The organism is Tolypothrix sp. PCC 7712 (genome assembly GCF_025860405.1).
GTDB lineage: Bacteria > Cyanobacteriota > Cyanobacteriia > Cyanobacteriales > Nostocaceae > Aulosira > Aulosira diplosiphon.
This window is the reverse complement of sequence record NZ_CP063785.1, coordinates 2,531,207-2,552,425: the sequence shown is the minus strand read 5'-3', so window position 1 is coordinate 2,552,425 and position 21,219 is coordinate 2,531,207. Positions and strand designations below refer to the sequence as shown.

At 41.6% G+C, this 21,219-nt stretch carries 27 protein-coding genes and 1 other RNA gene; 15 read left to right on the top strand and 13 right to left on the bottom strand.

What is annotated here, in order from left to right; translation table 11 throughout:
* Positions 1-18: 18 nt before the first annotated feature.
* Positions 19-606, top strand: coding sequence for a Uma2 family endonuclease (locus HGR01_RS10500; protein WP_045872904.1), 588 nt, complete (start codon positions 19-21; stop codon positions 604-606).
* Between the two features lie 95 nt (positions 607-701).
* Here HGR01_RS10500 and HGR01_RS10495 read toward each other — a convergent pair whose 3' ends face one another.
* Both HGR01_RS10495 and HGR01_RS10490 read right to left on the bottom strand, forming a co-directional pair.
* A complete protein-coding gene (locus HGR01_RS10495) occupies positions 702-1,247 on the bottom strand; it encodes a 2'-5' RNA ligase family protein (RefSeq protein WP_045872905.1) in 546 nt (181 codons plus the stop codon).
* On the bottom strand, positions 1,244-1,429 hold the full coding sequence (locus tag HGR01_RS10490) for a hypothetical protein (protein ID WP_045872906.1): 186 nt from the start codon (positions 1,427-1,429) through the stop codon (positions 1,244-1,246). The genes HGR01_RS10495 and HGR01_RS10490 overlap by 4 nt, the downstream gene beginning before the upstream one ends.
* A 52-nt stretch (positions 1,430-1,481) precedes the next feature.
* Between HGR01_RS10490 and HGR01_RS10485 the strand changes: the two genes are divergently transcribed.
* From HGR01_RS10485 to queF, 5 genes are all read left to right on the top strand, one after another.
* The gene (locus HGR01_RS10485; RefSeq protein ID WP_045872907.1) at positions 1,482-1,748 is read left to right on the top strand and encodes a YciI family protein; all 267 of its coding nucleotides are present in this window, start codon (positions 1,482-1,484) and stop codon (positions 1,746-1,748) included.
* A gap of 38 nt (positions 1,749-1,786) precedes the next feature.
* Positions 1,787-1,883, top strand: an RNA gene (gene ffs, locus HGR01_RS10480) — signal recognition particle sRNA small type.
* 25 nt (positions 1,884-1,908) lie between these two features.
* The gene (locus HGR01_RS10475) at positions 1,909-2,301 is read left to right on the top strand and encodes a phasin family protein (protein ID WP_045872908.1); all 393 of its coding nucleotides are present in this window, start codon (positions 1,909-1,911) and stop codon (positions 2,299-2,301) included.
* A 134-nt stretch (positions 2,302-2,435) separates the two neighbouring features.
* Entirely contained in the window at positions 2,436-2,828 is a 393-nt protein-coding gene (locus tag HGR01_RS10470; RefSeq protein WP_045872909.1) for a hypothetical protein, read from the top strand.
* Positions 2,829-2,938: 110 nt separating this feature from the next.
* Positions 2,939-3,343 carry a preQ(1) synthase gene (gene queF, locus HGR01_RS10465; protein WP_045872910.1) on the top strand — a complete coding sequence of 135 codons (405 nt, stop codon included), beginning with the start codon at positions 2,939-2,941 and terminating at the stop codon, positions 3,341-3,343.
* Here queF and pstS read toward each other — a convergent pair.
* The gene (gene pstS / locus HGR01_RS10460; RefSeq protein WP_045872911.1) at positions 3,340-4,392 is read right to left on the bottom strand and encodes a phosphate ABC transporter substrate-binding protein PstS; all 1,053 of its coding nucleotides are present in this window, start codon (positions 4,390-4,392) and stop codon (positions 3,340-3,342) included. The two genes, queF and pstS, sit on opposite strands and share 4 nt — an antisense overlap.
* A gap of 359 nt (positions 4,393-4,751) precedes the next feature.
* Entirely contained in the window at positions 4,752-5,300 is a 549-nt protein-coding gene (locus tag HGR01_RS10455) for a hypothetical protein (protein WP_045872912.1), read from the bottom strand.
* Positions 5,301-5,738: 438 nt separating this feature from the next.
* Here HGR01_RS10455 and HGR01_RS10450 point away from each other — a divergent pair, with 438 nt between their 5' ends.
* Entirely contained in the window at positions 5,739-7,052 is a 1,314-nt protein-coding gene (locus HGR01_RS10450) for a dihydrolipoamide acetyltransferase family protein (protein WP_045872913.1), read from the top strand.
* 100 nt (positions 7,053-7,152) lie between these two features.
* On the opposite strand, the gene HGR01_RS10445 is transcribed toward HGR01_RS10450, so the two are convergent.
* A complete protein-coding gene (locus HGR01_RS10445; protein WP_168161022.1) occupies positions 7,153-7,365 on the bottom strand; it encodes a hypothetical protein in 213 nt (70 codons plus the stop codon).
* A gap of 484 nt (positions 7,366-7,849) precedes the next feature.
* On the opposite strand from HGR01_RS10445, the gene HGR01_RS10440 reads away from it, so the two are divergent.
* Both HGR01_RS10440 and HGR01_RS10435 read left to right on the top strand, forming a co-directional pair.
* On the top strand, positions 7,850-9,346 hold the full coding sequence (locus tag HGR01_RS10440) for an RtcB family protein (RefSeq protein ID WP_045872914.1): 1,497 nt from the start codon (positions 7,850-7,852) through the stop codon (positions 9,344-9,346).
* A gap of 303 nt (positions 9,347-9,649) precedes the next feature.
* Positions 9,650-9,943, top strand: a complete 294-nt coding sequence (locus tag HGR01_RS10435; RefSeq protein WP_045872915.1) for a hypothetical protein — start codon at positions 9,650-9,652, stop codon at positions 9,941-9,943.
* Positions 9,944-9,946: 3 nt separating this feature from the next.
* Here HGR01_RS10435 and HGR01_RS10430 read toward each other — a convergent pair whose 3' ends face one another.
* From HGR01_RS10430 to HGR01_RS10420, 3 genes are all read right to left on the bottom strand, one after another.
* Positions 9,947-10,081 carry a hypothetical protein gene (locus HGR01_RS10430; protein ID WP_255325304.1) on the bottom strand — a complete coding sequence of 45 codons (135 nt, stop codon included), beginning with the start codon at positions 10,079-10,081 and terminating at the stop codon, positions 9,947-9,949.
* Positions 10,056-10,187: a hypothetical protein gene (locus tag HGR01_RS10425; protein ID WP_263420038.1), complete on the bottom strand. Its 132-nt coding sequence runs from the start codon at positions 10,185-10,187 to the stop codon at positions 10,056-10,058. Before HGR01_RS10425 ends, HGR01_RS10430 begins: the two co-directional genes overlap by 26 nt.
* Before the next feature lie 151 nt (positions 10,188-10,338).
* On the bottom strand, positions 10,339-10,926 hold the full coding sequence (locus HGR01_RS10420; RefSeq protein ID WP_045872917.1) for a hypothetical protein: 588 nt from the start codon (positions 10,924-10,926) through the stop codon (positions 10,339-10,341).
* 357 nt (positions 10,927-11,283) lie between these two features.
* On the opposite strand from HGR01_RS10420, the gene rppA reads away from it, so the two are divergent.
* Positions 11,284-11,970 (top strand): two-component system response regulator RppA, encoded by a 687-nt coding sequence (gene rppA, locus HGR01_RS10415; protein ID WP_045872918.1) that lies wholly within the window; start codon positions 11,284-11,286, stop codon positions 11,968-11,970.
* A gap of 44 nt (positions 11,971-12,014) precedes the next feature.
* Complete coding sequence (locus HGR01_RS10410; protein ID WP_045872919.1) at positions 12,015-13,280, top strand: sensor histidine kinase; 1,266 nt, start codon at positions 12,015-12,017, stop codon at positions 13,278-13,280.
* A gap of 271 nt (positions 13,281-13,551) precedes the next feature.
* Here HGR01_RS10410 and gcvP read toward each other — a convergent pair whose 3' ends face one another.
* The 3 genes from gcvP to gcvH are packed head-to-tail and all read right to left on the bottom strand — an operon-like array spanning position 13,552 to position 17,104.
* Complete coding sequence (gene gcvP / locus HGR01_RS10405; protein WP_045872920.1) at positions 13,552-16,470, bottom strand: aminomethyl-transferring glycine dehydrogenase; 2,919 nt, start codon at positions 16,468-16,470, stop codon at positions 13,552-13,554.
* Between the two features lie 25 nt (positions 16,471-16,495).
* Positions 16,496-16,708, bottom strand: coding sequence for a hypothetical protein (locus HGR01_RS10400; protein ID WP_045872921.1), 213 nt, complete (start codon positions 16,706-16,708; stop codon positions 16,496-16,498).
* Positions 16,709-16,714: 6 nt separating this feature from the next.
* Entirely contained in the window at positions 16,715-17,104 is a 390-nt protein-coding gene (gene gcvH, locus HGR01_RS10395; protein ID WP_045872922.1) for a glycine cleavage system protein GcvH, read from the bottom strand.
* A gap of 155 nt (positions 17,105-17,259) precedes the next feature.
* Between gcvH and HGR01_RS10390 the strand changes: the two genes are divergently transcribed.
* On the top strand, positions 17,260-17,397 hold the full coding sequence (locus tag HGR01_RS10390; RefSeq protein ID WP_155539502.1) for a histidine kinase: 138 nt from the start codon (positions 17,260-17,262) through the stop codon (positions 17,395-17,397).
* Here HGR01_RS10390 and gcvT read toward each other — a convergent pair.
* Positions 17,380-18,513 (bottom strand): glycine cleavage system aminomethyltransferase GcvT, encoded by a 1,134-nt coding sequence (gene gcvT / locus HGR01_RS10385; RefSeq protein WP_045872923.1) that lies wholly within the window; start codon positions 18,511-18,513, stop codon positions 17,380-17,382. The genes HGR01_RS10390 and gcvT overlap by 18 nt on opposite strands.
* Positions 18,514-18,717: 204 nt before the next feature.
* On the opposite strand from gcvT, the gene HGR01_RS10380 reads away from it, so the two are divergent.
* The gene (locus HGR01_RS10380; protein WP_045872924.1) at positions 18,718-19,212 is read left to right on the top strand and encodes a pentapeptide repeat-containing protein; all 495 of its coding nucleotides are present in this window, start codon (positions 18,718-18,720) and stop codon (positions 19,210-19,212) included.
* On the opposite strand, the gene HGR01_RS10375 is transcribed toward HGR01_RS10380, so the two are convergent.
* Entirely contained in the window at positions 19,198-19,389 is a 192-nt protein-coding gene (locus tag HGR01_RS10375; protein ID WP_168161023.1) for a hypothetical protein, read from the bottom strand. The two genes, HGR01_RS10380 and HGR01_RS10375, sit on opposite strands and share 15 nt — an antisense overlap.
* Positions 19,390-19,726: 337 nt before the next feature.
* Between HGR01_RS10375 and HGR01_RS10370 the strand changes: the two genes are divergently transcribed.
* Complete coding sequence (locus tag HGR01_RS10370; protein ID WP_009457351.1) at positions 19,727-20,011, top strand: HU family DNA-binding protein; 285 nt, start codon at positions 19,727-19,729, stop codon at positions 20,009-20,011.
* 26 nt (positions 20,012-20,037) lie between these two features.
* Positions 20,038-21,114, top strand: coding sequence for a threonine-phosphate decarboxylase CobD (gene cobD, locus HGR01_RS10365; protein ID WP_045872925.1), 1,077 nt, complete (start codon positions 20,038-20,040; stop codon positions 21,112-21,114).
* Positions 21,115-21,219 lie beyond the last annotated feature (105 nt).

The window sequence follows — 21,219 nt, the reverse complement described above, 5'->3', positions numbered from 1 at the left end:
ATATATTGGGGTAAGTTTATGGACACAGCGACAATCACTTTGCCTTCTACCCTAAAATTAAAAATCGACTTGACTGATGAGCAGTTCTTCCAGATGTGTCAGAAAAACCGCAATTATCGATTTGAGCGCACAGCATCAGGGGAAGTATTAATTATGGCACCAACTGGTGGAGAAACTAGCAATCGTAATGGTAGGCTTACTCAACAGCTGTTTAATTGGGTAGACACCAATGATTTAGGAATCGCTTTTGACTCTAATGGTGGCTTTAAATTACCCAATGGTGCAGATCGTTCTCCAGATGCTTCTTGGGTAAAAATTGAGAGGTGGAATGCTTTAACCCCAGAACAACAAGAAAAATTTGCCCCCATCTGTCCTGATTTTGTAGTCGAGTTGCGTTCCCCTAGCGATTCTCTCAAAGATTTGCAGGATAAAATGCGGGAATATATTGAAAATGGCGCTCGACTAGGTTGGTTAATTGATCGGAAAAATAAGCGTGTGGAAATTTATCGTCCAGGAAAAGATGTAGAGATATTAGATAACCCTGAAAGTTTATCAGGTGAAGATGTGCTACCTGGATTTGTATTGCATTTACAGCAAATTATGTAACTGAATTATAAATGCGATCGCCAGCAAACATTTACGCTCAAGCAATCACGAAAATATTTTATATTAAACAGGTATTAGCTGATTAACTTTGGTATTTACTCTGTTAATAAAGCAAACTCAGATTTAATATTCCATCTTCTACCGTCATGCATTAATAGCGTTAACTTGTCGGCAATAAATTCAAAATGCAATTGACGATTTTCAAATTCTGGCCAAGCTGCTTTAAAATTCTGCTTTGTTAAGTCTCGAAATGCAACTGTCATGTGGGGTGCGAAGGGACGAGTTTTACCAACCTCATCCACAATACCCAAAGTTGCTTCGACATGAGCCATTAAATCGGCTTGCAAATTCAACAATTCTGGAGTTCTCAATACATTTATATATATGACACGGGGCGCAAAGGCAGCAAACCCTTTGAGGGTAATCGGTACTGGCTGTTTTCCCATCGCTAACTCCCCCACAGATGTTTCTAAGCGTGACATCTCGCTATCAGCCCATTGAAAGGGTGGTTGCAAAGTAATGTGTGGAGGAGACTTTTGCGCGTGTCTGCTGGCATAATTATCAACAAAATATTGCTTAATTTGGTTAGCGTAATCTTGAATATCTTGCGGTGGTAGCAAAGCAATAAAAAAGAGATTCATTTACAAGAGTCAAAGGTTATCGGGCATCGGGCATCGGGCATTGGGTAATGGGTAATTGGTAATTGGTAATTGGTAATTGGGTGTTTGTCATTAATTATGTCTCCCCCTGCTCCCTGCCCCCTGCCCCCTTGCTTTTTCCAGTCCCCCTCATCTTCCTCATCTCCCTCATCCCTTGTCCCCAATCCCCAATCCCTACTAGATTACGATACAGAAAATTCTAAAGGTCACAAGTAAATGCCAACTTTTGTGAAGATTGAAGAAGGTACAGTTGATAAACCTACCTTTGATCAATATATACCTGCCCATAAAGCTTACGTTCAGGATTTAATTGCCAAGGGACACAAAGCCAAGACTGGTTATTGGGCAGAATTGGGAGGCGGAATGATGGTGTTTGAGGCAGAATCGATGGCGGAAGCTCAAGCTATTGTAGCCCTTGACCCCTTGGTAAAAAACGGCTGTGTAAAATATCAGCTACACGAATGGCGAATTGTTATGGAATAACATTAAAATTCAGTAATTTAATGTTATGATGATTTATAGACCTGGACCTATGCGACTTCAACGCCCAAATCTTGTCAGGACCGGAAGGTAGCAGCAATACGGGATGCTTGTGGTAGGCGTAGTCTCCGGGTCGCCCTATTTTTAGGAGCGTTCAGCAGCAATGCCTGGTTTTGGAGATATTGTTCAAAAAGCTTTTTACCTCGGTGTTGGGTTAGCTTCTTACGCAGGTGAGAAAGCAGGAGGAAAATTAGCCGAACTGCGATCGCAAGTCCAAAAACTGGCAGATGAAATGGTGGCAAAGGGCGAAATGACGACAGATGAAGCCCGTCGCTTTGTCGAAGATATGATGAAGCAAGCTCAACAGCCGCCAACATCTGGTACAGATGCAGAGCAAAAACCACCTGCTGAACCCCGCCGTATTGAAATTTTAGAAGACGATGAAGAGCCAACGGTGAAAAACACTGCAACCTCTGCAACTAATGATGTAGATGGATTGCGCGCTCAAGTCTTAGAATTGCAAGAAGAGTTAAAACGGCTGCAACGTGACGAGTAAAAAAACTAGCAGCAGTTTATTACTAAAGCAAAACATAGCAATTTTTTAAATATACTTGGCCTAGGGTATAGTCTCTTGCTTCCAGTAAAGACGTACTGAATGCTCTATTTATAGCCAGAAAAGACGTAAATTTTATGGACGAGTGGCAAAAAGATTTAATTGACATCATTGAAACTGTGGCTGTTGAAGTAGAGCACTTTTTCCTAGGAATGAGTGAAATGGTAGACGCTTTTCTGGAACTGACAGAAGAAATTACAGAACAAGTACAGACTACAATAGCCACTGAAGTTGACCAGTATTTACATGACTTCACTGAACCCATGATGGAAGTTTATTGGGAACTAGAAGATGTCATGGCTGATGTAGATCCCGGTTTTCCTTATCCAGTAGAACCCACACCCGAAAAAAATCCCGCCTGTATTGGTTGCACTAACTACCACGGACAAGTTTATGGTGGTAACTTATTAGTCTGTGCTATGCACCCTCACGGCTGGGATGATAATAATTGTCCAGACTGGGAACAGTAATGAGGATGAGGGGGATAAGGGAGATGAGGAAGATGAGGAAGATGAGGGAGATGGGGACAAGGAGATAAACTTTCATTACCAATTACCAATTACCCATTACCTTATAACAAATGACAAATAACACTACAGAAATTAAATACGGCGAACGCGAGATTGCGGAAGGACAGCTAATTACATTTCCGAATCCGCGTGTGGGTAGAAAATATGACATTAGTATTACATTGCCGGAATTTACCTGTAAATGTCCGTTTTCTGGTTATCCAGATTTTGCCACAATTTATATTAGCTACGTACCTGATGAGCGTGTAGTGGAATTGAAAGCACTCAAGCTTTACATTAACAGTTACCGCGATCGCTATATTTCCCATGAAGAATCTGCTAATCAAATTCTTGATGATTTTGTCGCAGCTTGTGACCCTTTAGAAGCTACAGTAAAAGCAGATTTTACTCCCCGTGGGAATGTGCATACAGTAGTGGAAGTGCGTCATCAAAAGCAGCAAAATAATATCTTTTAGTGAGATATGTTTTTCGCAGCTGACTTCACCTGAACTACAACTTTTTGAGACAGAGGAATATATCCCAGTTCTGCACTAGACTTTTGCCCTTCAGTCACAGCCCAGTCAACAAAATTTTTCAGTGCTTGGGCTTTGGCTGAGTCTTCATAATGTTTATAAGTTAACAGCCAAGTATAAGTGACAATTGGATAAGACTGAGGATTTGTGGGATCGGCGATAAAAGCAATTAATGTATCACTAGGCAATTTTACCGATTCTAAAGTTTTAGCTACTGACTCAGGTGTCGGCTGAATGTAATTACCAGATTTATTTTCTAAAGTCGCCACAGATAATTTATTTTGTATGGCATAGACATACTCGACATAACCAAAAGCTCCTGGGGTTTGTTGTATCTGAGCAGTAACGCCTTCATTACCTTTAGCTGCAATCCCTACTGCCCATTGTATAGATTTACCAGCCCCAACTTTGTTGTTCCATTCTGGGCTAATAGCGCTGAGATGTTGTGTTAAAACGCTAGTTGTACCACTACCATCGGTTCGGTGGATAACTTGAATTGGCAGATTCGGCAAATTTACCCCTGGATTAGCTATTGCTATTTTTGGATCGTTCCAATTGGTAATTTTTCCTAAAAAGATATCTGTGTAGGCTGAACGTGATAGCTTCAGCGTAGTTGGCAGATTCGGAATATTGTAAGCTAACACTATCGAACTGGCAGTCATCGGTAAAGCAACCACTTCCCTTTTGACTTGAGCGGCTTGTTCATGTGTAATTCCTACATCACTAGCAGCAAAGTCTACAGTACCTTGGATGAGTTGTTGTATTCCTACACTGCTTCCTAAAGACTGATAGTTAATTTCTACATGGGGATTTCGTTGGTGGTAATCTGCAATCCAGCGCTGATATAAAGGTGCAGGAAAACTGGCCCCAGCACCCACAACAGAAACAGCTTTGACGCTTTTAGAATCAGCCGCGCAAGAAGAAATACTCAACGAAACAGCAATTAGGGCTAACAAACCAGCCGATCGCTTAAATTGAAGTTGAGCAGACATAGAAATGTGAGTTTTGAGCTTGAATGAATAGTTTAGCCAATTCTCGTGATGTGTAGCTGACTATTCAAATAGAGATTAATACTGAACTTAATAATTTAGATGCCACAGATGCTGTAGAGTCAATCAATTTTGGATTGTAGTTCAGTAATGAATCAAGCTGCTAATTTTTTCAGGTAAACGTAGACAACAAAAAAACTATGCAAAGTTAACAAATACCTGAAAATATTATGTTATTTCATAGTTTTTTCCAAAATAAAACTATATCGCTCTAATTGCACCGATTTAGCGATTTTTGCAAAATTAGTTTTTTATTTCTCAAAATAAAGAAGCTAGGCGCAATTTTGACGACTAACTAACTACTAATTGCTGATTTCTCGATAAGATGGTTGACAATTTTGGTTGAAATTCTTTCTGGAACGATTTCCACTTAAACATTGCACTTGAGAACCAGCCCAGACAATTTGCCATACAGGAGGCGAAGTGATTAATAGCGATCGCCCGAAGGTAGTCATCTCAAATCGGTATTTAACTGCACCAACTAAATTATTACTATGGGAAATTTGCGTAATGGTGACTAAAGCCTGATTGCGCTGTGGATAAACTACCTCTACTTTACGTGTTCCGACATCTGATGCTGTGTCTTCAAATGCATTCAGAGCTAATGTAGCTGGATCGCTACCTTGAAGATTAGAGTTAATACTTTCAAGGGGTATAGTTTTATAGTGGATACGCTCTGATTCAGTTGCAATATTCTGAGATATCTGAGTTGCTGCTACCTGCTGAGTTTGACCATGAGTTATATCAATACTGGTTGCAAATGGCTGGTTTTGGGAGAGATAAACTCCAGCGCCAGCAGTGGCAAACATACTGAGTATCAAAATCAAGAACAATTTCCACTTTACTGACATAAAATTAAACAAAAATTTCAAACAGTAAATTATCAATTTTAGATTGTAAATGGAAGCCTAAATGCTGAACTTCTACCTGAAGATTGTGGACATCCTCCTTGCTCTAGTGAGCGATTCCGCAGAAAATTAAGATATATAACCAACTTAGGCGATCGCAATTGCATCATACAGGAACCCTTGAGAATTGCATTAATATGTAGACCTTCATCTTGGCTTTAAGTTCCTGGGGATGGGTAATGGGTAATTGGTAATTGGTGTTTGTTATTTCCCCAGTCCCCAGTCCCTAATCCCCATTACCCCTTATCCCCAGAGAGGGCCCCGAGTTCCCCAATCCCCAATCCCCAAAAATCCTGAACCGAAAATTCTCACACCAAGATACAATTCGATCTGGTGAAAGCTGTTAAAGTCCATAAAATTCATTGATTCTGAAACCACCCTATGAGCATTTACGAAGTATTTATGCCGGCGCTGAGTTCCACCATGACCGAAGGCAAAATTGTCTCTTGGGTGAAGTCTCCAGGCGATAAAGTGGAAAAAGGCGAAACAGTGGTGGTTGTCGAGTCAGATAAGGCAGATATGGATGTGGAATCCTTTTATGAAGGATATCTGGCTCACATTTTAGTGGAAGCTGGTGAATCTGCGGCTGTAGGAAATGCGATCGCTTTTATTGTAGAAACGGAAGCTGAAATCGAAGCTGCTAAGGCGGCTGCTAGTTCTAGTGACGCTGCTAGTCCTGCTCCTGCTGCGCCTCAACCAGTCGCCGCCGCTGCTTCTGCTGGAACACCAGCCTTAGCGTCTCAAAACGGCTCAAACCATCAAGAAGGAAGGCTCGTAGTTTCTCCACGAGCCCGTAAATTGGCAAAAGAGTTAAAAATCGATTTAAAGACGCTTCAAGGTAGTGGCCCCTACGGTCGTATTGTGGCTGAAGATGTGGAAGCTGCTGCAAATAAAGGTAAGCCAGCCGCTAGCGCACCAGTTACACCGCCACCATCTGTACCAACAACCGCCCCAGCTGCACCACCATCTAAGACAGTTGCACCTGCACCTGCACCTGTTCCCGCAGCAGCTAGCGCTGTTCCTGGTCAGGTAGTACCTCTAACTACCTTCCAAAATGCAGTGGTACGGAACATGGTAGCTACCTTATCTGTACCTGTTTTCCGTGTGGGTTATACAATTACCACCGATGCACTAGACAAGCTGTATAAGCAAGTTAAGTCAAAAGGGGTAACAATGACAGCGCTATTGGCAAAAGCCGTAGCAGTAACGTTGCAAAAACACCCACTAATCAATGCTAGCTATTCCGATCAAGGAATTGTTTATCATTCTGACATCAACATTTCCGTAGCTGTAGCAATGGATGATGGCGGATTGATTACACCTGTATTAAAGAATGCAGACTTAGTAGATCTTTATTCCCTATCCCGCAGTTGGAAATCTTTGGTAGAACGTGCTAGAGCCAAACAACTGCAACCAGACGAATACAACAGTGGTACATTTACTCTGTCTAACTTAGGGATGTTTGGCGTAGATACATTTGACGCAATTTTACCCCCTGGACAAGGTTCGATTTTAGCGATTGGCGCATCCCGCCCGCAAGTTGTAGCCACCCCTGATGGTATGTTTGGTGTACGTCAACAAATGCAGGTAAATATTACCTCAGACCATCGCATTATTTACGGTGCTCATGCTGCTGCATTCTTGCAAGATTTAGCTAAGTTAATTGAGACAAATCCACAATCTTTGACTATGTAACAAAGATTCTTTAAAAAAAGAAATTTAGGTTTAAGACTTGGAGATTATTTAACTCCAAGTCTTTTATTTTTAATGAACTGTACATGAGGATGGATGAAAATCAACAGTCTAAAATGAAGTATTTGGTTTCTATATTGGTATTTAATCTTTCTAGCAATAATCCTGGGTCTTGGCGATACAGATAAATCATTGTCGTTAACGATAGCACCAAAAACCAAATTGCAAAAATCCATCCTTCCATCCAAAGCCAATCACCAGAAATTAATATCACTAATCCTGGTACAAAGAGAATATAAAATATTGCATATATCAAAGTGATATGCCGTTAATTTGTTGGTTTCAGTTGTCATCATAAAATCCTTATTCACTTTGTGAAACCATGAAAAATCACAGGCTGATACAACACTTTTGAGGTAAGTGAGGTACATCATGAGTAATGAGTAGAAAATTTACTTATTACTCACTACTTATTACTCATTACTTTTTTCAATCAAATCTGCTGTATTTGGAATATTAGAGTGCGATCGCTAATCTTATAAGGTAGGTAAGGTAACATTTTCTGCATCCTCCCCAAGGAAGAAGCTACTCTGCTAAATGTAAATTCACAGCGATCACGAGGCGAAGTTGAACCACTATGCCCTATGCTGATTGACTCTGAATTCTCAAAAGAATTACAATATAATTTTCCCCAAAACCTGGGAAGAACCTCCTACTACACTTGAGACGCGGCTGCTGAACCCCAGTCTCTTCATCTCTTCAATCTCAAGAGTCTTTTTCAAGACTCCCGTAAATTTTTCATGCAGCCAAAAAATCTTCAACGTCTCTTGCGTGCTTTAGGACGACAAGGTTTAGATGTTACTTACAGCGATGTCTACGACGGGCTACGCCTACGCACCTATTCTGTTCGGCTTGCTAATTCTCCTGATACCCCAGCAGCAGAAGTTCTGTTACCGGAAGGCTTTCCTGTAGAAGCTAAAGCACTCAAACAATTAGCAAATCTTGCTAACATGCGCCATCCTGCGGGTGGATGTGTCTGTCGTGCTTGTGCTACCCCTGATTTTCACCCTGGTGATGCTGGGGTTGCTATTGGTTCAGTGGTGGAAACTGTCGATCAAGTTATTCCTGGTGCTGTTGGTTCTGACATTAATTGTGGGATGCGCCTCCATGTTGCGGATTTAACAATCGATGAATTCCTCAAAAAGCGCGATTTATTTGTAGAACGCATGAAAGGCGATTACTTCTTTGGTACTCGCGATGTCACTATGACTGCTCATGCAATGCGTGCATTATTTCAGCATGGCGTTCCCGGTTGGTTGGATGCGATGCTAGATAACGCTACGGGGAGTGTAGTTAAGTCTGATTTACAGCAGCTATCCCAAGAGAGCGATCGCATTTTCTTGGATGGTTCGATGAATGGTAACTGGAAACTTGCGCCAGCAGAATTGGTTCCTGATGATGGATTGGTACGTGATGGCGGACTAGCAACCATCGGTTCGGGAAATCACTTTGTCGAAGTGCAACGAGTGGACAAAGTCGAAAATCGCGCTCTTGCTCACGCTTGGGGTGTGCGTGAGGGACAATTAGCCTTTATGATTCACTCTGGTTCGCGGAATGTAGGTAAGTACATTGGCGGAATGTGGCGAGATAGAGCCAAGGCTGCTTGGCCGCAAGGTTTAAAATACCCTGAGTCTCAGATATTTCCCCTTTCTGCTCATTCTCACCCGGAACTAGTCGCCAGTTATTTAGAAGCGGAAGCAACGGCTGCTAACTATGGTTTTATTAACCGCCTGCTGTTAGCAGAACTACTACGTCTGCGTTTGCGAGAAGTATACGGTGATATAGAAGCACCCTTAGTTTACGATTTACCGCACAACATTACCTTGCCTTCAGCAGAATCGGAAGAAGAAGCCAATTCCCAATCCAAAATCGCTAGGTGGGTAACGCGCAAAGGTGCTTGTCCAGCTTATGCAGGACAACCAGTAATTATCCCTGGTTCTATGGGCGCTTATTCCTACCTGATGGTAGGTAAAGGTAATCCCGCATTTTGCCATTCTGCATCACATGGTGCAGGAAGAGTGCGATCGCGTTTTGAACTGAACCGCAAAGGCGCATCCCACACTGAAGCCGAATTGGGATTAACTGGAGTTGATTGCATTACCTTACGCGAAGAACGCCGAATTGAGGAAGCACCAGCCGCTTACAAACCTATTCAGTCTGTAATTGATGTGCAGGTAGAAGCCAATATGGTGGATGTAGTTGCAAGGTTGAGTCCTGTATTGACTTTTAAAGCTTAATAGGGTTCAGTGTAGCGCTTTTGCACAAGCAAACAAAAAGCCCCCGGTAATTACCGGGGGCGTTCATCTTTATTCCCACTCACGAGGATCGCATTTTTTAGGGTCATATTAACACCCTTATATTCAAAAAATGCATTATAAGAATGCGTTAATTTCAATAAAATTAAAAATATGTTAGAAGTGATACAAAATTTGCCATAAATCCTCATAGTTCTCGGACATAGGCTCGGTTTAAGCTCAAGATTTTTTCGGGAGGGATTGGGTAAGTGATATGATTGCCCGCAAATAACATTTGAGATCAGCATGAGCAGATCTATAACTCTTTTGGCGGTATTGATACTTTCTTTGTCAATAGCCTTTCCAGCAGCTGCGTCTGTATGCAGAAATTACAACGGACATCAAATTTGCGTTCTCAGTATTCAACGCAGCGCTAAAAATTACTGGGAATATAGAGCAGCCATTAGTGTGGATGGTGTGAAAAAGCCTATGGCAGTTTATAACTGCCGCGCTCAAGTTAAAATTTTAGAAGATGGAGAAACTGTGCCATTTGCGCCTCAAGACCCTGGTAATCTGATATGCAATTTCTTCAAGAAGTAGTTTTCATTTCTTCTGTGCGGTAAACACACCCCAGATCACAACAGCTGTCAAACCTAAGTATCCGAAGACAGTTACCCATTCTTGCCAATTACTAGATAAATTAAGTTGCAAGTCATCCAACATCAAAATATTCATCATGAGCGATCGCACTGGTTTTATTCATCATAAAACCTTGTGGAATATCTTGTGTAGAGGAAGACAGACAACTGTGCAGTTCCAATACTGCTCGGTTAAGGATTTTCAACTCGGAATTTGGTTTGGGGAAAAGGTGTACCCCTACGGGGAAGCAAGCTACGCGTAGCGTCTCCGCAGGAGAAAGGGTAAGGGTTAAAGGTTTTTTCTTGCCCCTTTTTCCCTTACACTTTTGCACTTAATTTAGCAGAAACAAGCGGTATTTATTTTTTAATTCGATAGCGAATCAATTTTTTAACTTCTGCTAAAGATAATCCTAATTCTTGAGCAATCATTGCCTCTACCTGGCCAATATCTATAGAGGTAAACTCTAAGTTAAATTTGGTAAGGATAGAATTAGTAGTACTCACTTCAATCTCAGTTAAATTGTTAGCTCGATCAATTTCAGCTTTCATAACTCGCAAAATAACTGGTAGTTCTATCAAAATTTGCTTCTTACCGTTAAACTTTTTAGCTGATGAATTAGCTAAACCCAGTTCTTGTGCAATTATGGCTTCTTCTAGCGTTAATGCTTGATGTGATAATTCAAATTCTAATTTTTTATAATTAGAGGATTCTGTTTTGACTTCAACCTGAGTAAAACTTGGCTCTTTGTCAATTTCTGTCGCAACTACTGTTAAATTTAACTTTAAATGCACTTGTGGTCTAGTATCAGCTTCTAGTTGATCTACTGTTCCGTAGCTGCGCCGCAATAATTGCTTGGTTGTTACACCACTAAACAACCAAAAAGCAATACCAATCATTACCAAAGGCAGTATAACTAGTAAATATCTAACATGAAAACTCGGCATGTTTACGTTTAAAAATTAAACTGAATTAACAACAAATCTAATTTATATCAGCTACCTTATATTGCGTATATATAACTCATATCAATACCTGTTGGTAAAGGGTAAAAGGGTAAAGGGAAAAGGGGTAATAAAAAACCGTTAACCCTTACCCTTTTACCTTTTCCCCAAATCAAATTCCAAGTTTAAAATCCTTAACAGAGCAGTAGGATACGTTAGCGACAGCGTAACGCATCAGTATTAAATATCAACATTAAGAATGAATATACTTTATCACCATCGGAAGATGTAAAAAAATTGAGGCTTTTTTATGATTTTCTGAGAAGAAATTGACATAAATAAATTTCACCCGACGGATATATGCGAATCTTACTTGTAGAAGATGACCTTGAACAGTTAGAACCATTACAAGGGATTTTAACCGAAGCTGGATATACCGTTGATGGTGTTGAAGATGGCGAAACAGCTCAGTGGTTATTGGCGAACAAAGATTATGATTTATTAATTTTAGATTGGATGTTACCAAATGTTAGCGGTTTGAGTCTTTGCCAACAGTATCGACGTGCTGGGAAAAATGCACCTGTACTCATGCTGACAGCTAAGGATACTACAATTGATAAAGTCATGGGTTTAGATGCAGGAGCCGATGATTATTTGGTTAAACCAGCAGATTTAATAGAGTTATTGGCGCGAGTACGTGCATTAGGAAGAAGAATTCCTTCTTGGCAAGGAGATTCGCTATCTGTGTCAGATTTACAATTACATTTAAATAGTTTAATTCTGGAGCGCGGTTCTAAGACAGTGGAATTATCTTACCGCGAAGCCCAATTACTAGAATATTTAATGCGACATCCCAATCAAATTTTAACCCGTGACCAACTTGAACAAGCATTATGGGAATGGGGTGCAGAACCAGAAAGTAATGCTTTAACTGTGCTAGTACGTAAATTGCGGCATAGGTTACAAATCATTGGTGCAGGAGATTGGATTAAAACTGTTTACGGTATGGGATACAGTTTAAAATCGCCTGAAACAATAACAGGTTGAAAAAATATTATTATCTGCCTTTTCGCCAATGCCCAATTTCAATTATGTTTAATCGTAGCCGTCGCAATATTGCAACTTGGTTTACCCTGGCAATGGGGAGTATTTTAATAGCATTTGCGGCGATAGTTTATTCCATGGAGGTTAAAGATGAACTGGAGGAACTTGATAGATTAATTTATAAAAAAACCACAGTAATGGCAGCTAATGTTAAATATAAATTTAACAATGCTCAACAGAAAGTAGATTTAGAAAATGTACCCTTATTAGGAAGTCGGGCACAACTACCACCAGATAGCCAATTTGTTTATGTGCGTTGGTATGATGAGCAAAAGCAATTAGTCCAATTTTTTGGAGATCTGCCAAAACAACAAATACCGATTGCGAATGGTTTCCATACATTAGAAACTGAAAATGCTCACATTTGGCTGCGTCAAGTCACTTTACCTGTTTACCAAAATGGATTGTTAATTGGTTATTTACAAGCAGGAATACCAATGACAGCAATGGAAGAGAATCTGGCTCAGTTACGGTTAGTTTTATCTATTGCAGTACCAACAACTTTAGGAGTTATTGCACTAACAGGTTGGTGGTTGGGAGGATTAGCCATGCAACCAATTCTCCACAGTTACTCGCAACTGATGCGATTTACTGCAGATGCTTCCCATGAACTGCGTTCTCCTTTAGCGGCAGTAATTAGTAATGCTCAGTATGGTTCATTGTCTAATACTCATAATTTAGCAGCACAACGGCAACGCTTTCAAAAAATAGTTGATATTGCCAAGTCAATGAGTAATTTGGTAGATAATTTACTATTTTTAGCCCGTCATGAAGGTAGATTATCTGAAGAGAATTTACAAAAATTTGATTTAAAAAATTTAGTACAGCAATTAATTGATGATTATGTAAAACATGAGATTGCACAGCATTTAAATTTTAAAATCGAACTCACTAGAGAGCGTGTAAATATTTATGGAAATGCTGAGTTACTGCGTCAAGCAGTAACTAATTTAGTCAATAATGCTTGTAAGTATACTCCTGCTGGTGGTGAAGTCAAATTACAGTTATTTACCCAACATCATCTAGCTGTGATTGCAATTGCAGATAATGGTATTGGTATTTCACAAAGTGATTTAGCCCATATCTTTGAGCGATTTTACCGCGTGAATAAGGAGCGTTCCCGTAAAACTGGTGGGTTTGGATTAGGACTAGCGATCGCTCAACAAATAGTAGTAGCTCATGGTGGACAAATTAACGTTTCTAGTGTAGTCGGACAGGGGTCAAATTTTCAAATTTTTCTACCTTTGGTGTGAAATTATAACATGATTATTAATACTGCAAAGGATAGTTTTTTAAAAATTGAAAATGTAATATTAATTCAAATAATGTTTGCGACAGATAAATTCTCTATAAGGGCACGGCATCCGCAATCTTTTGGCATATAAAATATCTTACTGGTGCCGTGCCCCTACTCATTTGTCGCATTCTTTCTTCAAATTGGTATTCATTCAAAAATAAAAACTCACGCAAAGACTTTATGCCTTTGCGTGAGTTTTAATGATTAATTTTTAACAGCAGCTATTGCTAGGAATAAGCATCCATTGGCAAACAAGAACAAACAAAATTCCGGTCGCCAAAAGCAGCGTCAATACGCCCAACAGCAGGCCAGAATTTATGTTCTTTTGTCCAAGGTGCTGGGTAGGCGGCTTGTTCGCGAGAATAAGAATGATGCCATTCTCCAGTAATTAAGCTTTCTACCGTATGGGGTGCATTTTTCAAGAGGTTATCTTGAGCATCCATCTTGCCATTTTCAATTTCGGCAATTTCTTGGCGAATAGAAATCAAAGCCTCACAGAAACGATCCAATTCTGCTTTCGATTCGCTTTCTGTGGGTTCCACCATGATTGTACCTGCCACAGGCCAGGAAACAGTCGGCGCGTGGAAGCCATAGTCCATTAGCCGTTTGGCAACATCATCAATTTCGATACCCGCAGATTTTTTGAGCGATCGCAAATCTAAAATGCATTCATGGGCAACTAGGCCATTTTTGCCTTTGTACAAAACGGGATAATAGTCCTCAAGTCTCTTAGCTATATAGTTGGCGTTGAGAATTGCTACTTTGGTGGCTTCTGTCAATCCATCTGCACCCATCATCGCAATGTACATCCAAGAAATCACCAAAATACTGGCACTTCCCCAAGGTGCAGCAGCTATAGCGCCAGTCGATTTTAGATTTCGGATTTTGGATTTTGGATTGTTGTTTTGGATAGAAACATGTCCAGGGAGGAAGGGGATGAGATGGGAAGCCACCCCGATGGGCCCCATACCTGGGCCGCCGCCACCGTGAGGAATACAGAAGGTTTTGTGTAAGTTTAGGTGACAGACATCAGCGCCAATATCACCCGGACGGCAAATTCCGACTTGGGCGTTCATATTCGCGCCATCCATGTAAACTTGTCCGCCATGACTATGGACAATCTCACAGATTTCTTGAATTCCTTCCTCGAAAACGCCATGAGTTGAAGGATATGTCACCATCAAGGCTGCTAGTTCATGACTATGCTTTTCTGCTTTCGCCTTGAGGTCAGCAATATCAATATTACCGTCAGCGTCGCAAGCAACAGCGACAACTTTCATGCCACACATCACCGCACTAGCGGGGTTTGTTCCATGTGCGGAGGTAGGAATTAAGCAGACGTTGCGGTGTCCTTCGTTGCGGCTGGCGTGATAGTGACGAATCACTAAAAGTCCGGCGTATTCGCCTTGGGAACCAGCATTTGGTTGCAGCGAAATTCCCGCAAAGCCAGTAATTTCTGCTAACCAAGCCTCAAGTTGCTGGAAGAGGATTTGATAACCCCGTGTTTGAGATGGCGGTGCAAAAGGATGAATCTTGCCAAATTCTGCCCAGGTGACTGGTATCATCTCAGATGTGGCATTTAACTTCATCGTGCATGACCCCAAGGGAATCATCGATGTGGTTAAAGACAAATCCTTACTTTCTAGCTTGTGTAGATAACGCAATAACTCAGTTTCCGAGTGATAGCGGTTAAATACAGGATGGGTGAGGTAACTGCTACTGCGGGATAGAGGAAGGGGTGCAGCAGTTAGTTCGGCGATGGAGAAAGATAAATCTTTACCCAAGGCAAAGATTTCTAACAAATCTTGAACGTCATCTACTGTAGTTGTCTCATCTAAGGAGATACCCACAGCAGTCTCATCAAAAATCCGCAGGTTAATATGACGTTCTTGGCAACCTTCCAAGATTTTTTCTAGGTTGTTTGTCCCTAACTCCACTCGTAGAGTATCAAAGACAGATTCGGAACTAATTTTGTAACCCAGACGTTTTAACCCATCTGCCAAAATTCCCGTGAGGTTGTGGATATTTTCTGCGATCGCCTTCAGTCCATCTGGCCCGTGATAGACTGCGTACATACTCGCCATCACAGCCAACAAGACTTGGGCAGTACAAATATTACTCGTAGCTTTTTCCCGACGAATGTGTTGTTCGCGGGTTTGTAAAGCCAGGCGTAATGCAGGCTTTCCTTGGGCATCTTTTGATACACCAACTATTCGCCCTGGCACTTGCCGCTTATACTCTTCTTTCGTTGCCATATAAGCCGCATGAGGCCCGCCAAATCCCAAAGGAATACCGAAACGCTGAGTGCTACCAATAGCAATATCAGCACCAAATTCACCTGGAGGTGTCAGCAAAGTTAAGCTGAGAGGATCAGCTGCTACCGTCACCAATGCACCTTTAGCATGGGCTTTTTCAATAAAAGCGCGGTAGTCGTAGATTGTGCCATCGCTAGCAGGGTATTGGAGAATTGCCCCAAAAATTGGTTGCTCAAAATCAAAGGTTTGATGATCACCAATAATAATATTTATCCCCAAAGGTTCAGCCCTTGTTTGCAGCACATCGATAGTTTGAGGATGACAATCACGGGAGACAAAATAGGTATTTGCCTTATTTTTACAAACACCGTAGCTCAAACTCATAGCTTCTGCTGCAGCTGTAGCTTCATCGAGTAATGAAGCATTGGCAATTTCCAAACCCGTTAAATCAATAATCATCGTTTGGAAATTCAACAGCGCTTCCAAGCGTCCTTGGGCAATTTCTGGCTGATAGGGAGTATAGGCAGTATACCAACCAGGATTTTCCAGAATATTACGGGCAATCACCGCAGGCGTGATGCAATCGTAATATCCCATCCCAATAAATGAGCGAAAAACCTGATTTTTATCAGCAATTTGTTTTAATTTTGCCAGGGCTGCGTACTCAGTCTGTGCCTCTGGTAAATTTAATGCCCCTTGCAAACGAATAGCTTGGGGCACAGTTTTGTTTATCAGCACATCTAGACTGGGAAGGCCTAAGACACCAAGCATTTGCTCGATATCATCAGAGTTAGGCCCAATATGCCTTCTTCTAAAATTATTTAAATCTTGTTTCCCTTCAGTCGCGATTTGGCGATCGCTAGACTTAGGAACAGGGGCGTAGCTTACCACTAAATTGCTCTCCCGATATTACTATTTAATATTTTGCAATAACTAATGTAAATAAGTTGGGGGAATGGGGAATTGGGCATGGGGAATTGGGCATGGGGCATGGGGCATGGGGCATGGGGCATTGGGCATTGGGCATTGGTAATGGGTAATCGGTAATTGGTAATTGGTAATCGGTAATTTCCTCCTCATCTCCCTCATCTCCCTCACCCCCCTCATCTCCCTTATCCCCAGTCCCCAATCCCCATTACTCCCCTTCTACTTGGGCGCGATATTCATCTGCACTTAAGGCATCATGAACCTCATCAGGATCGTTGACCCGAACTTTAACAAACCAAGCCTCGCCGTAGGGGTCTTCAGCTACTTGTTCTGGAGAATCAATCAAATCATCATTGCGTTCTATAACTGTGCCGGTAACTGGTGCATTCAGTTCTTCTACAGCTTTGACTGATTCAATCGAGCCAAAGGTATCACCTTTGGTAATAGCATCACCAACTTCTGGCAATTCCAAGAATACGACATCACCTAATTGATCGACAGCAAACTCAGTAATACCAATGGTAGCAATTTCGCCCTCTAAGCGTACGTATTCATGAGTATCCAGGTACCTTAAATCCTGAGGATATTCAAAAGACATATTTACTGACCCCTCCACATCAAAAACATTATGGCTAATACATGATTCCAAGGCATATCTGGTAATTAACCATACTGTAGATTTACAAATTCACAACAGATTATTTTTGAAAAAGGGACTGGGGAACTCGGGGCCCCCTCTGGGGATAAGGGGCAATGGGGATTGGGGATGAGGTAGATGAGGAGGATGAGGGAGAAAATTCTGATTACCCATTACCTATTACCTATTACCAATGCCCCATGCCCAATGCCCAATGCCCCATACCCAATACCCTTTCAAGCCCGATTTTTTGAGCGATAAAAAGGACGTTTAACTACATCTGCTGGATAAGCTTTACCGCGAATTTCTACTTCCAGTTGCTGACCAATAGTTGCAACCTGGGAAGGTACGTAAGCTAAGGCAATAGGATAACCGAGAGTAGGCGACAGCGTCCCACTGGTAACTTCCCCTACTACTTTACCTGAAGATAATACTTGGTAACCATGACGGGCAATATTCCTGCCTTGCATCTGTAAACCTACCAAACGGCGCTTTAATTTATTGGCTTTCTGTTCTTCTAAAACAGTACGACCAATAAAATCACCTTTGGTATCTAAGTGAACTAACCAACCCAAACCCGCTTCTAGGGGGGTGGTGGTGTCGTCGATATCTTGCCCGTAAAGTGCCATTGCTGCTTCTAGTCGCAGAGTATCTCTCGCACCCAACCCACAAGGAATTACCCCAGCATCAGCAAGACTTTGCCACAATTCTATACCCACCTCTGGATCGACCATGACCTCAAATCCATCTTCTCCTGTGTAACCTGTGCGGGCGAGGAAGGCAGTTTTTCCTAGTACAGGTGCTTGGAGGTGACCAAAGGCTTTAATTGGATTTAAATCCGCTTCTACAAAAGATTGAAGATATTGAACCGCTTTTGGCCCTTGTACAGCGATTAAAGCTTTGTCTTGTGACAAATCTTGGAATTCCACAGCATTCAAATCTAGGTGTTGTAATAACCAGGCTTTATCTTTATCTGTAGTTCCAGCGTTAACAATAATCGCTACTTGCTGTTTACCAGTACTGTCTTCTCCTTGGTAATAAATAATGATGTCATCAATAATTCCACCCTGGGGATTTAATAATACAGTGTATTGTGCTTGACCCGGCTTTAAGCGGTTTAATTCTGATGGAACTAGCTTCTGTAGCTGCTCAATAGGATTTTTACCTTGAAGAGTAAATTTACCCATGTGGGAAATATCGAACATTCCTGCTTCATTTCTTACAGCTTCATGTTCGCGAGTAATGCCAGAATACTGCACTGGCATTTCCCAACCACTAAAGTTAGTAAAGCGGGCTTTGAGTTTCAACCCCAACTGGTATAAAGGGGTTCGCAGCAAAGATGGAACAATTTCTATTTTTTGATTAGCCACAGGTACTTTTGCTTTTGCGATCGCACTTTCACATTGTATATATCCTACGAGAAAGGCTGAAGGATGACGGCTGAAGGCTAAAAGCTAAAGGATTTGACTCTGGGAATTCTCTTAGGGTGGGCTGAAAATTTCACACTTCATCCTTCATTCCAGTGCTGTTTAATATTTAAAGGTGTAAATGTTGAGATTTATTAAGCAGAAATTATGAAATATTGGCAACTAGTAGCTAGCTTTGTCTTAGCTTTGGTTCTTTTTTTGTTTCCCCTATCAGCCGAAGCTGCAAGTTCTTCCAGTATTACCCGTTCTGCTGGCGATGAACTCAAAGGCAAGGATTACTCAGGGCAAAGCTTGATTGGCAGCGAATTTACCAACGTTGACTTAGAAAACGCTAATTTCAGCAATGCTGACCTCCGAGGCGGCGTGTTTAACGGTACCGTCTTACAGGGAGTCAATTTTCATGGTGTTGATTTTAGTAACGGCATTGCCTACTTAGCAAAATTCAGAAGCGCTAATTTAAGCGATGCCGTGTTAACAGATGCCATGATGTTACGTTCCACCTTCGATGATGTAGACATCACAGGCGCAGATTTTACCAACGCCGTCTTAGATGGCATCCAGGTTAAAAAACTTTGCACTAAAGCTAGCGGCGTAAATCCCAAAACTGGCGTAGATACCCGCGAGTCTTTAGGGTGTAAGTAGGAAATGGGCATGGGGCATGGGGCATGGGGCATTGGGCATTGGGCATGGGTAATTGGTAATTGGTAATTGGTAATTGGTAATTGGTAATTGGGTGTTTGGGTGTTTGGGTGTTTGGTGTTTGGGGTTTAATTTGTCCCCTTGTCCCCTTGTCCCCAGTCCCCAATCCCCAATCCCCAATCCCCAGTCCCCAATCCCCAGTCCCCAGTCCCCAACCCCCGACACCAGAGTTTTCACTAAGTATTTTTTCCTACAAAATGGGTGGTTTCGAGGGCAACATTGACCCTAAAATCACAAAAAATCCTGAAATCTATATAAATTAATGGTTTCATATATCCACATCTGGCTAGTTCACCTTAGAATGATTCATTGAAAAGTCGAGCCAATGGGATTTGCAGGCATTTTGAGTAAAAATGCTCCCAAAGGTAGGCTTTTGTATCCCCCAAAACAGAGATTTTGGTAAAGATGCATCAGGGTGCATCTGTAGAGAATCTCAAGTAAACCTCAAGGAGTTTATATGAACAAAGGTGAATTAGTTGATGCAGTAGCTGAAAAGGCTAGCGTTACCAAGAAGCAAGCAGACGCAGTTTTAACTGCTGCTTTGGAAACAATTATCGAAGCTGTTTCCTCTGGCGATAAGGTAACCCTAGTTGGTTTTGGTTCCTTTGAATCACGGGAACGTAAAGCCCGTGAAGGTCGTAACCCCAAAACTAATGAAAAGATGGAAATTCCCGCTACTAAAGTTCCAGCTTTCTCTGCTGGGAAGTTGTTTAGGGAAAAGGTTGCACCCCCAAAATCATAGGTTTTCTGCTTAGGAACCTAGATTTGATGCGGCAACCTGCACATGGGGGGAATTTAGCTTGGGCAGCAGCGCTGGCTGGCTGTCCCCCTGATGCCATTCTGGATTTTTCTGCCAGTATTAGCCCTTTGGGGCCACCTGATAGCGCGATCGCGGCTATTCAGTCCCATATTGGTAATCTTAGGCACTATCCAGACCCTAGTTACAGTGAACTGAGATTAGCTCTCAGTCACTTTCATGAACTGCCTTCTGAGTTTATTCTGCCAGGTAACGGCTCGGCAGAATTACTGACTTTAGTAGGTCGGGAATTGGCAGAATTAGCCGCAACAGTTGTTATGACTCCAGCTTTTGGCGACTACTACCGAACTCTATCGGCATATAACGCTCAATTACTGGAGTTCCCTGTTAATTGGGAATCTGAGGAGTATTTGTCATTGTTTCTTGACAAAGCACAAAACTTAAAAGAAGTAGGGCTACTCCTTAATAATCCCCATAACCCAACAGGAAAACTTTTTTTGCGGCAATCAATTCTTCCCTATCTGGATCAGTTTGGTTTGGTAGTGGTAGATGAAGCGTTTATGGACTTTTTACCTCCCGAAGAGGAACAAAGTCTGATTTCGCTGATACAGGAATACGAGAATTTAGTAGTATTGCGATCGCTCACAAAATTTTACAGTCTCCCGGGGCTGAGACTGGGATATGCGATCGCTCATCCTGACCGCCTATCAAGATGGCAATTGTGGCGTGACCCCTGGCCAGTAAACACGTTAGCGGCTGCGGCGGCAATTGCGGCACTTCAAGATAGGGAATTTCAACAGCAAACTTGGTTATGGTTACCCCCTGCAAGAAATCAACTCTTGGGGGGTTTAGAAGCCATCCCAGGATTAACACCAGGAAAAGGTGCTGCTAACTTTTTACTGGTAGAGTCAAAAAAGTCTGTTTCTGATTTACAGCAGCAATTACTCAAGCATCATCAGGTTTTAATTCGTGATTGCCTGAGTTTTAAAGAACTAGGCGATCGCTTTTTTAGAGTTGCTGTACGTACTCAAGTCGATAATCAACGCTTACTCACAGCGTTAAACTCAGTTATGAGTAGTGAGTGCTGAGTTCTGTTGTCAGTTTTTAGTGGCCAGTGATTTTTAATTTTCCACTGGCCACTCACTAAATAATTTATGAATAATTACTATTAACTAAGTTTTCCTTATCTAACA

What these genes read in the sequence shown, in the direction of transcription:
- HGR01_RS10500 (WP_045872904.1), top strand. Translation starts at nt 19, where the DNA reads ATGGACACAGCGACAATCACTTTGCCTTCTACCCTAAAATTAAAAATC.
- HGR01_RS10495 (WP_045872905.1), bottom strand. Translation starts at nt 1,247, where the DNA reads ATGAATCTCTTTTTTATTGCTTTGCTACCACCGCAAGATATTCAAGAT.
- HGR01_RS10485 (WP_045872907.1), top strand. Translation starts at nt 1,482, where the DNA reads ATGCCAACTTTTGTGAAGATTGAAGAAGGTACAGTTGATAAACCTACC.
- HGR01_RS10475 (WP_045872908.1), top strand. Translation starts at nt 1,909, where the DNA reads ATGCCTGGTTTTGGAGATATTGTTCAAAAAGCTTTTTACCTCGGTGTT.
- HGR01_RS10470 (WP_045872909.1), top strand. Translation starts at nt 2,436, where the DNA reads ATGGACGAGTGGCAAAAAGATTTAATTGACATCATTGAAACTGTGGCT.
- queF (WP_045872910.1), top strand. Translation starts at nt 2,939, where the DNA reads ATGACAAATAACACTACAGAAATTAAATACGGCGAACGCGAGATTGCG.
- pstS (WP_045872911.1), bottom strand. Translation starts at nt 4,392, where the DNA reads ATGTCTGCTCAACTTCAATTTAAGCGATCGGCTGGTTTGTTAGCCCTA.
- HGR01_RS10455 (WP_045872912.1), bottom strand. Translation starts at nt 5,300, where the DNA reads ATGTCAGTAAAGTGGAAATTGTTCTTGATTTTGATACTCAGTATGTTT.
- HGR01_RS10450 (WP_045872913.1), top strand. Translation starts at nt 5,739, where the DNA reads ATGAGCATTTACGAAGTATTTATGCCGGCGCTGAGTTCCACCATGACC.
- HGR01_RS10440 (WP_045872914.1), top strand. Translation starts at nt 7,850, where the DNA reads ATGCAGCCAAAAAATCTTCAACGTCTCTTGCGTGCTTTAGGACGACAA.
- HGR01_RS10435 (WP_045872915.1), top strand. Translation starts at nt 9,650, where the DNA reads ATGAGCAGATCTATAACTCTTTTGGCGGTATTGATACTTTCTTTGTCA.
- HGR01_RS10430 (WP_255325304.1), bottom strand. Translation starts at nt 10,081, where the DNA reads ATGATGAATATTTTGATGTTGGATGACTTGCAACTTAATTTATCTAGT.
- HGR01_RS10420 (WP_045872917.1), bottom strand. Translation starts at nt 10,926, where the DNA reads ATGCCGAGTTTTCATGTTAGATATTTACTAGTTATACTGCCTTTGGTA.
- rppA (WP_045872918.1), top strand. Translation starts at nt 11,284, where the DNA reads ATGCGAATCTTACTTGTAGAAGATGACCTTGAACAGTTAGAACCATTA.
- HGR01_RS10410 (WP_045872919.1), top strand. Translation starts at nt 12,015, where the DNA reads ATGTTTAATCGTAGCCGTCGCAATATTGCAACTTGGTTTACCCTGGCA.
- gcvH (WP_045872922.1), bottom strand. Translation starts at nt 17,104, where the DNA reads ATGTCTTTTGAATATCCTCAGGATTTAAGGTACCTGGATACTCATGAA.
- HGR01_RS10390 (WP_155539502.1), top strand. Translation starts at nt 17,260, where the DNA reads ATGGGGATTGGGGATGAGGTAGATGAGGAGGATGAGGGAGAAAATTCT.
- HGR01_RS10380 (WP_045872924.1), top strand. Translation starts at nt 18,718, where the DNA reads ATGAAATATTGGCAACTAGTAGCTAGCTTTGTCTTAGCTTTGGTTCTT.
- HGR01_RS10370 (WP_009457351.1), top strand. Translation starts at nt 19,727, where the DNA reads ATGAACAAAGGTGAATTAGTTGATGCAGTAGCTGAAAAGGCTAGCGTT.
- cobD (WP_045872925.1), top strand. Translation starts at nt 20,038, where the DNA reads ATGCGGCAACCTGCACATGGGGGGAATTTAGCTTGGGCAGCAGCGCTG.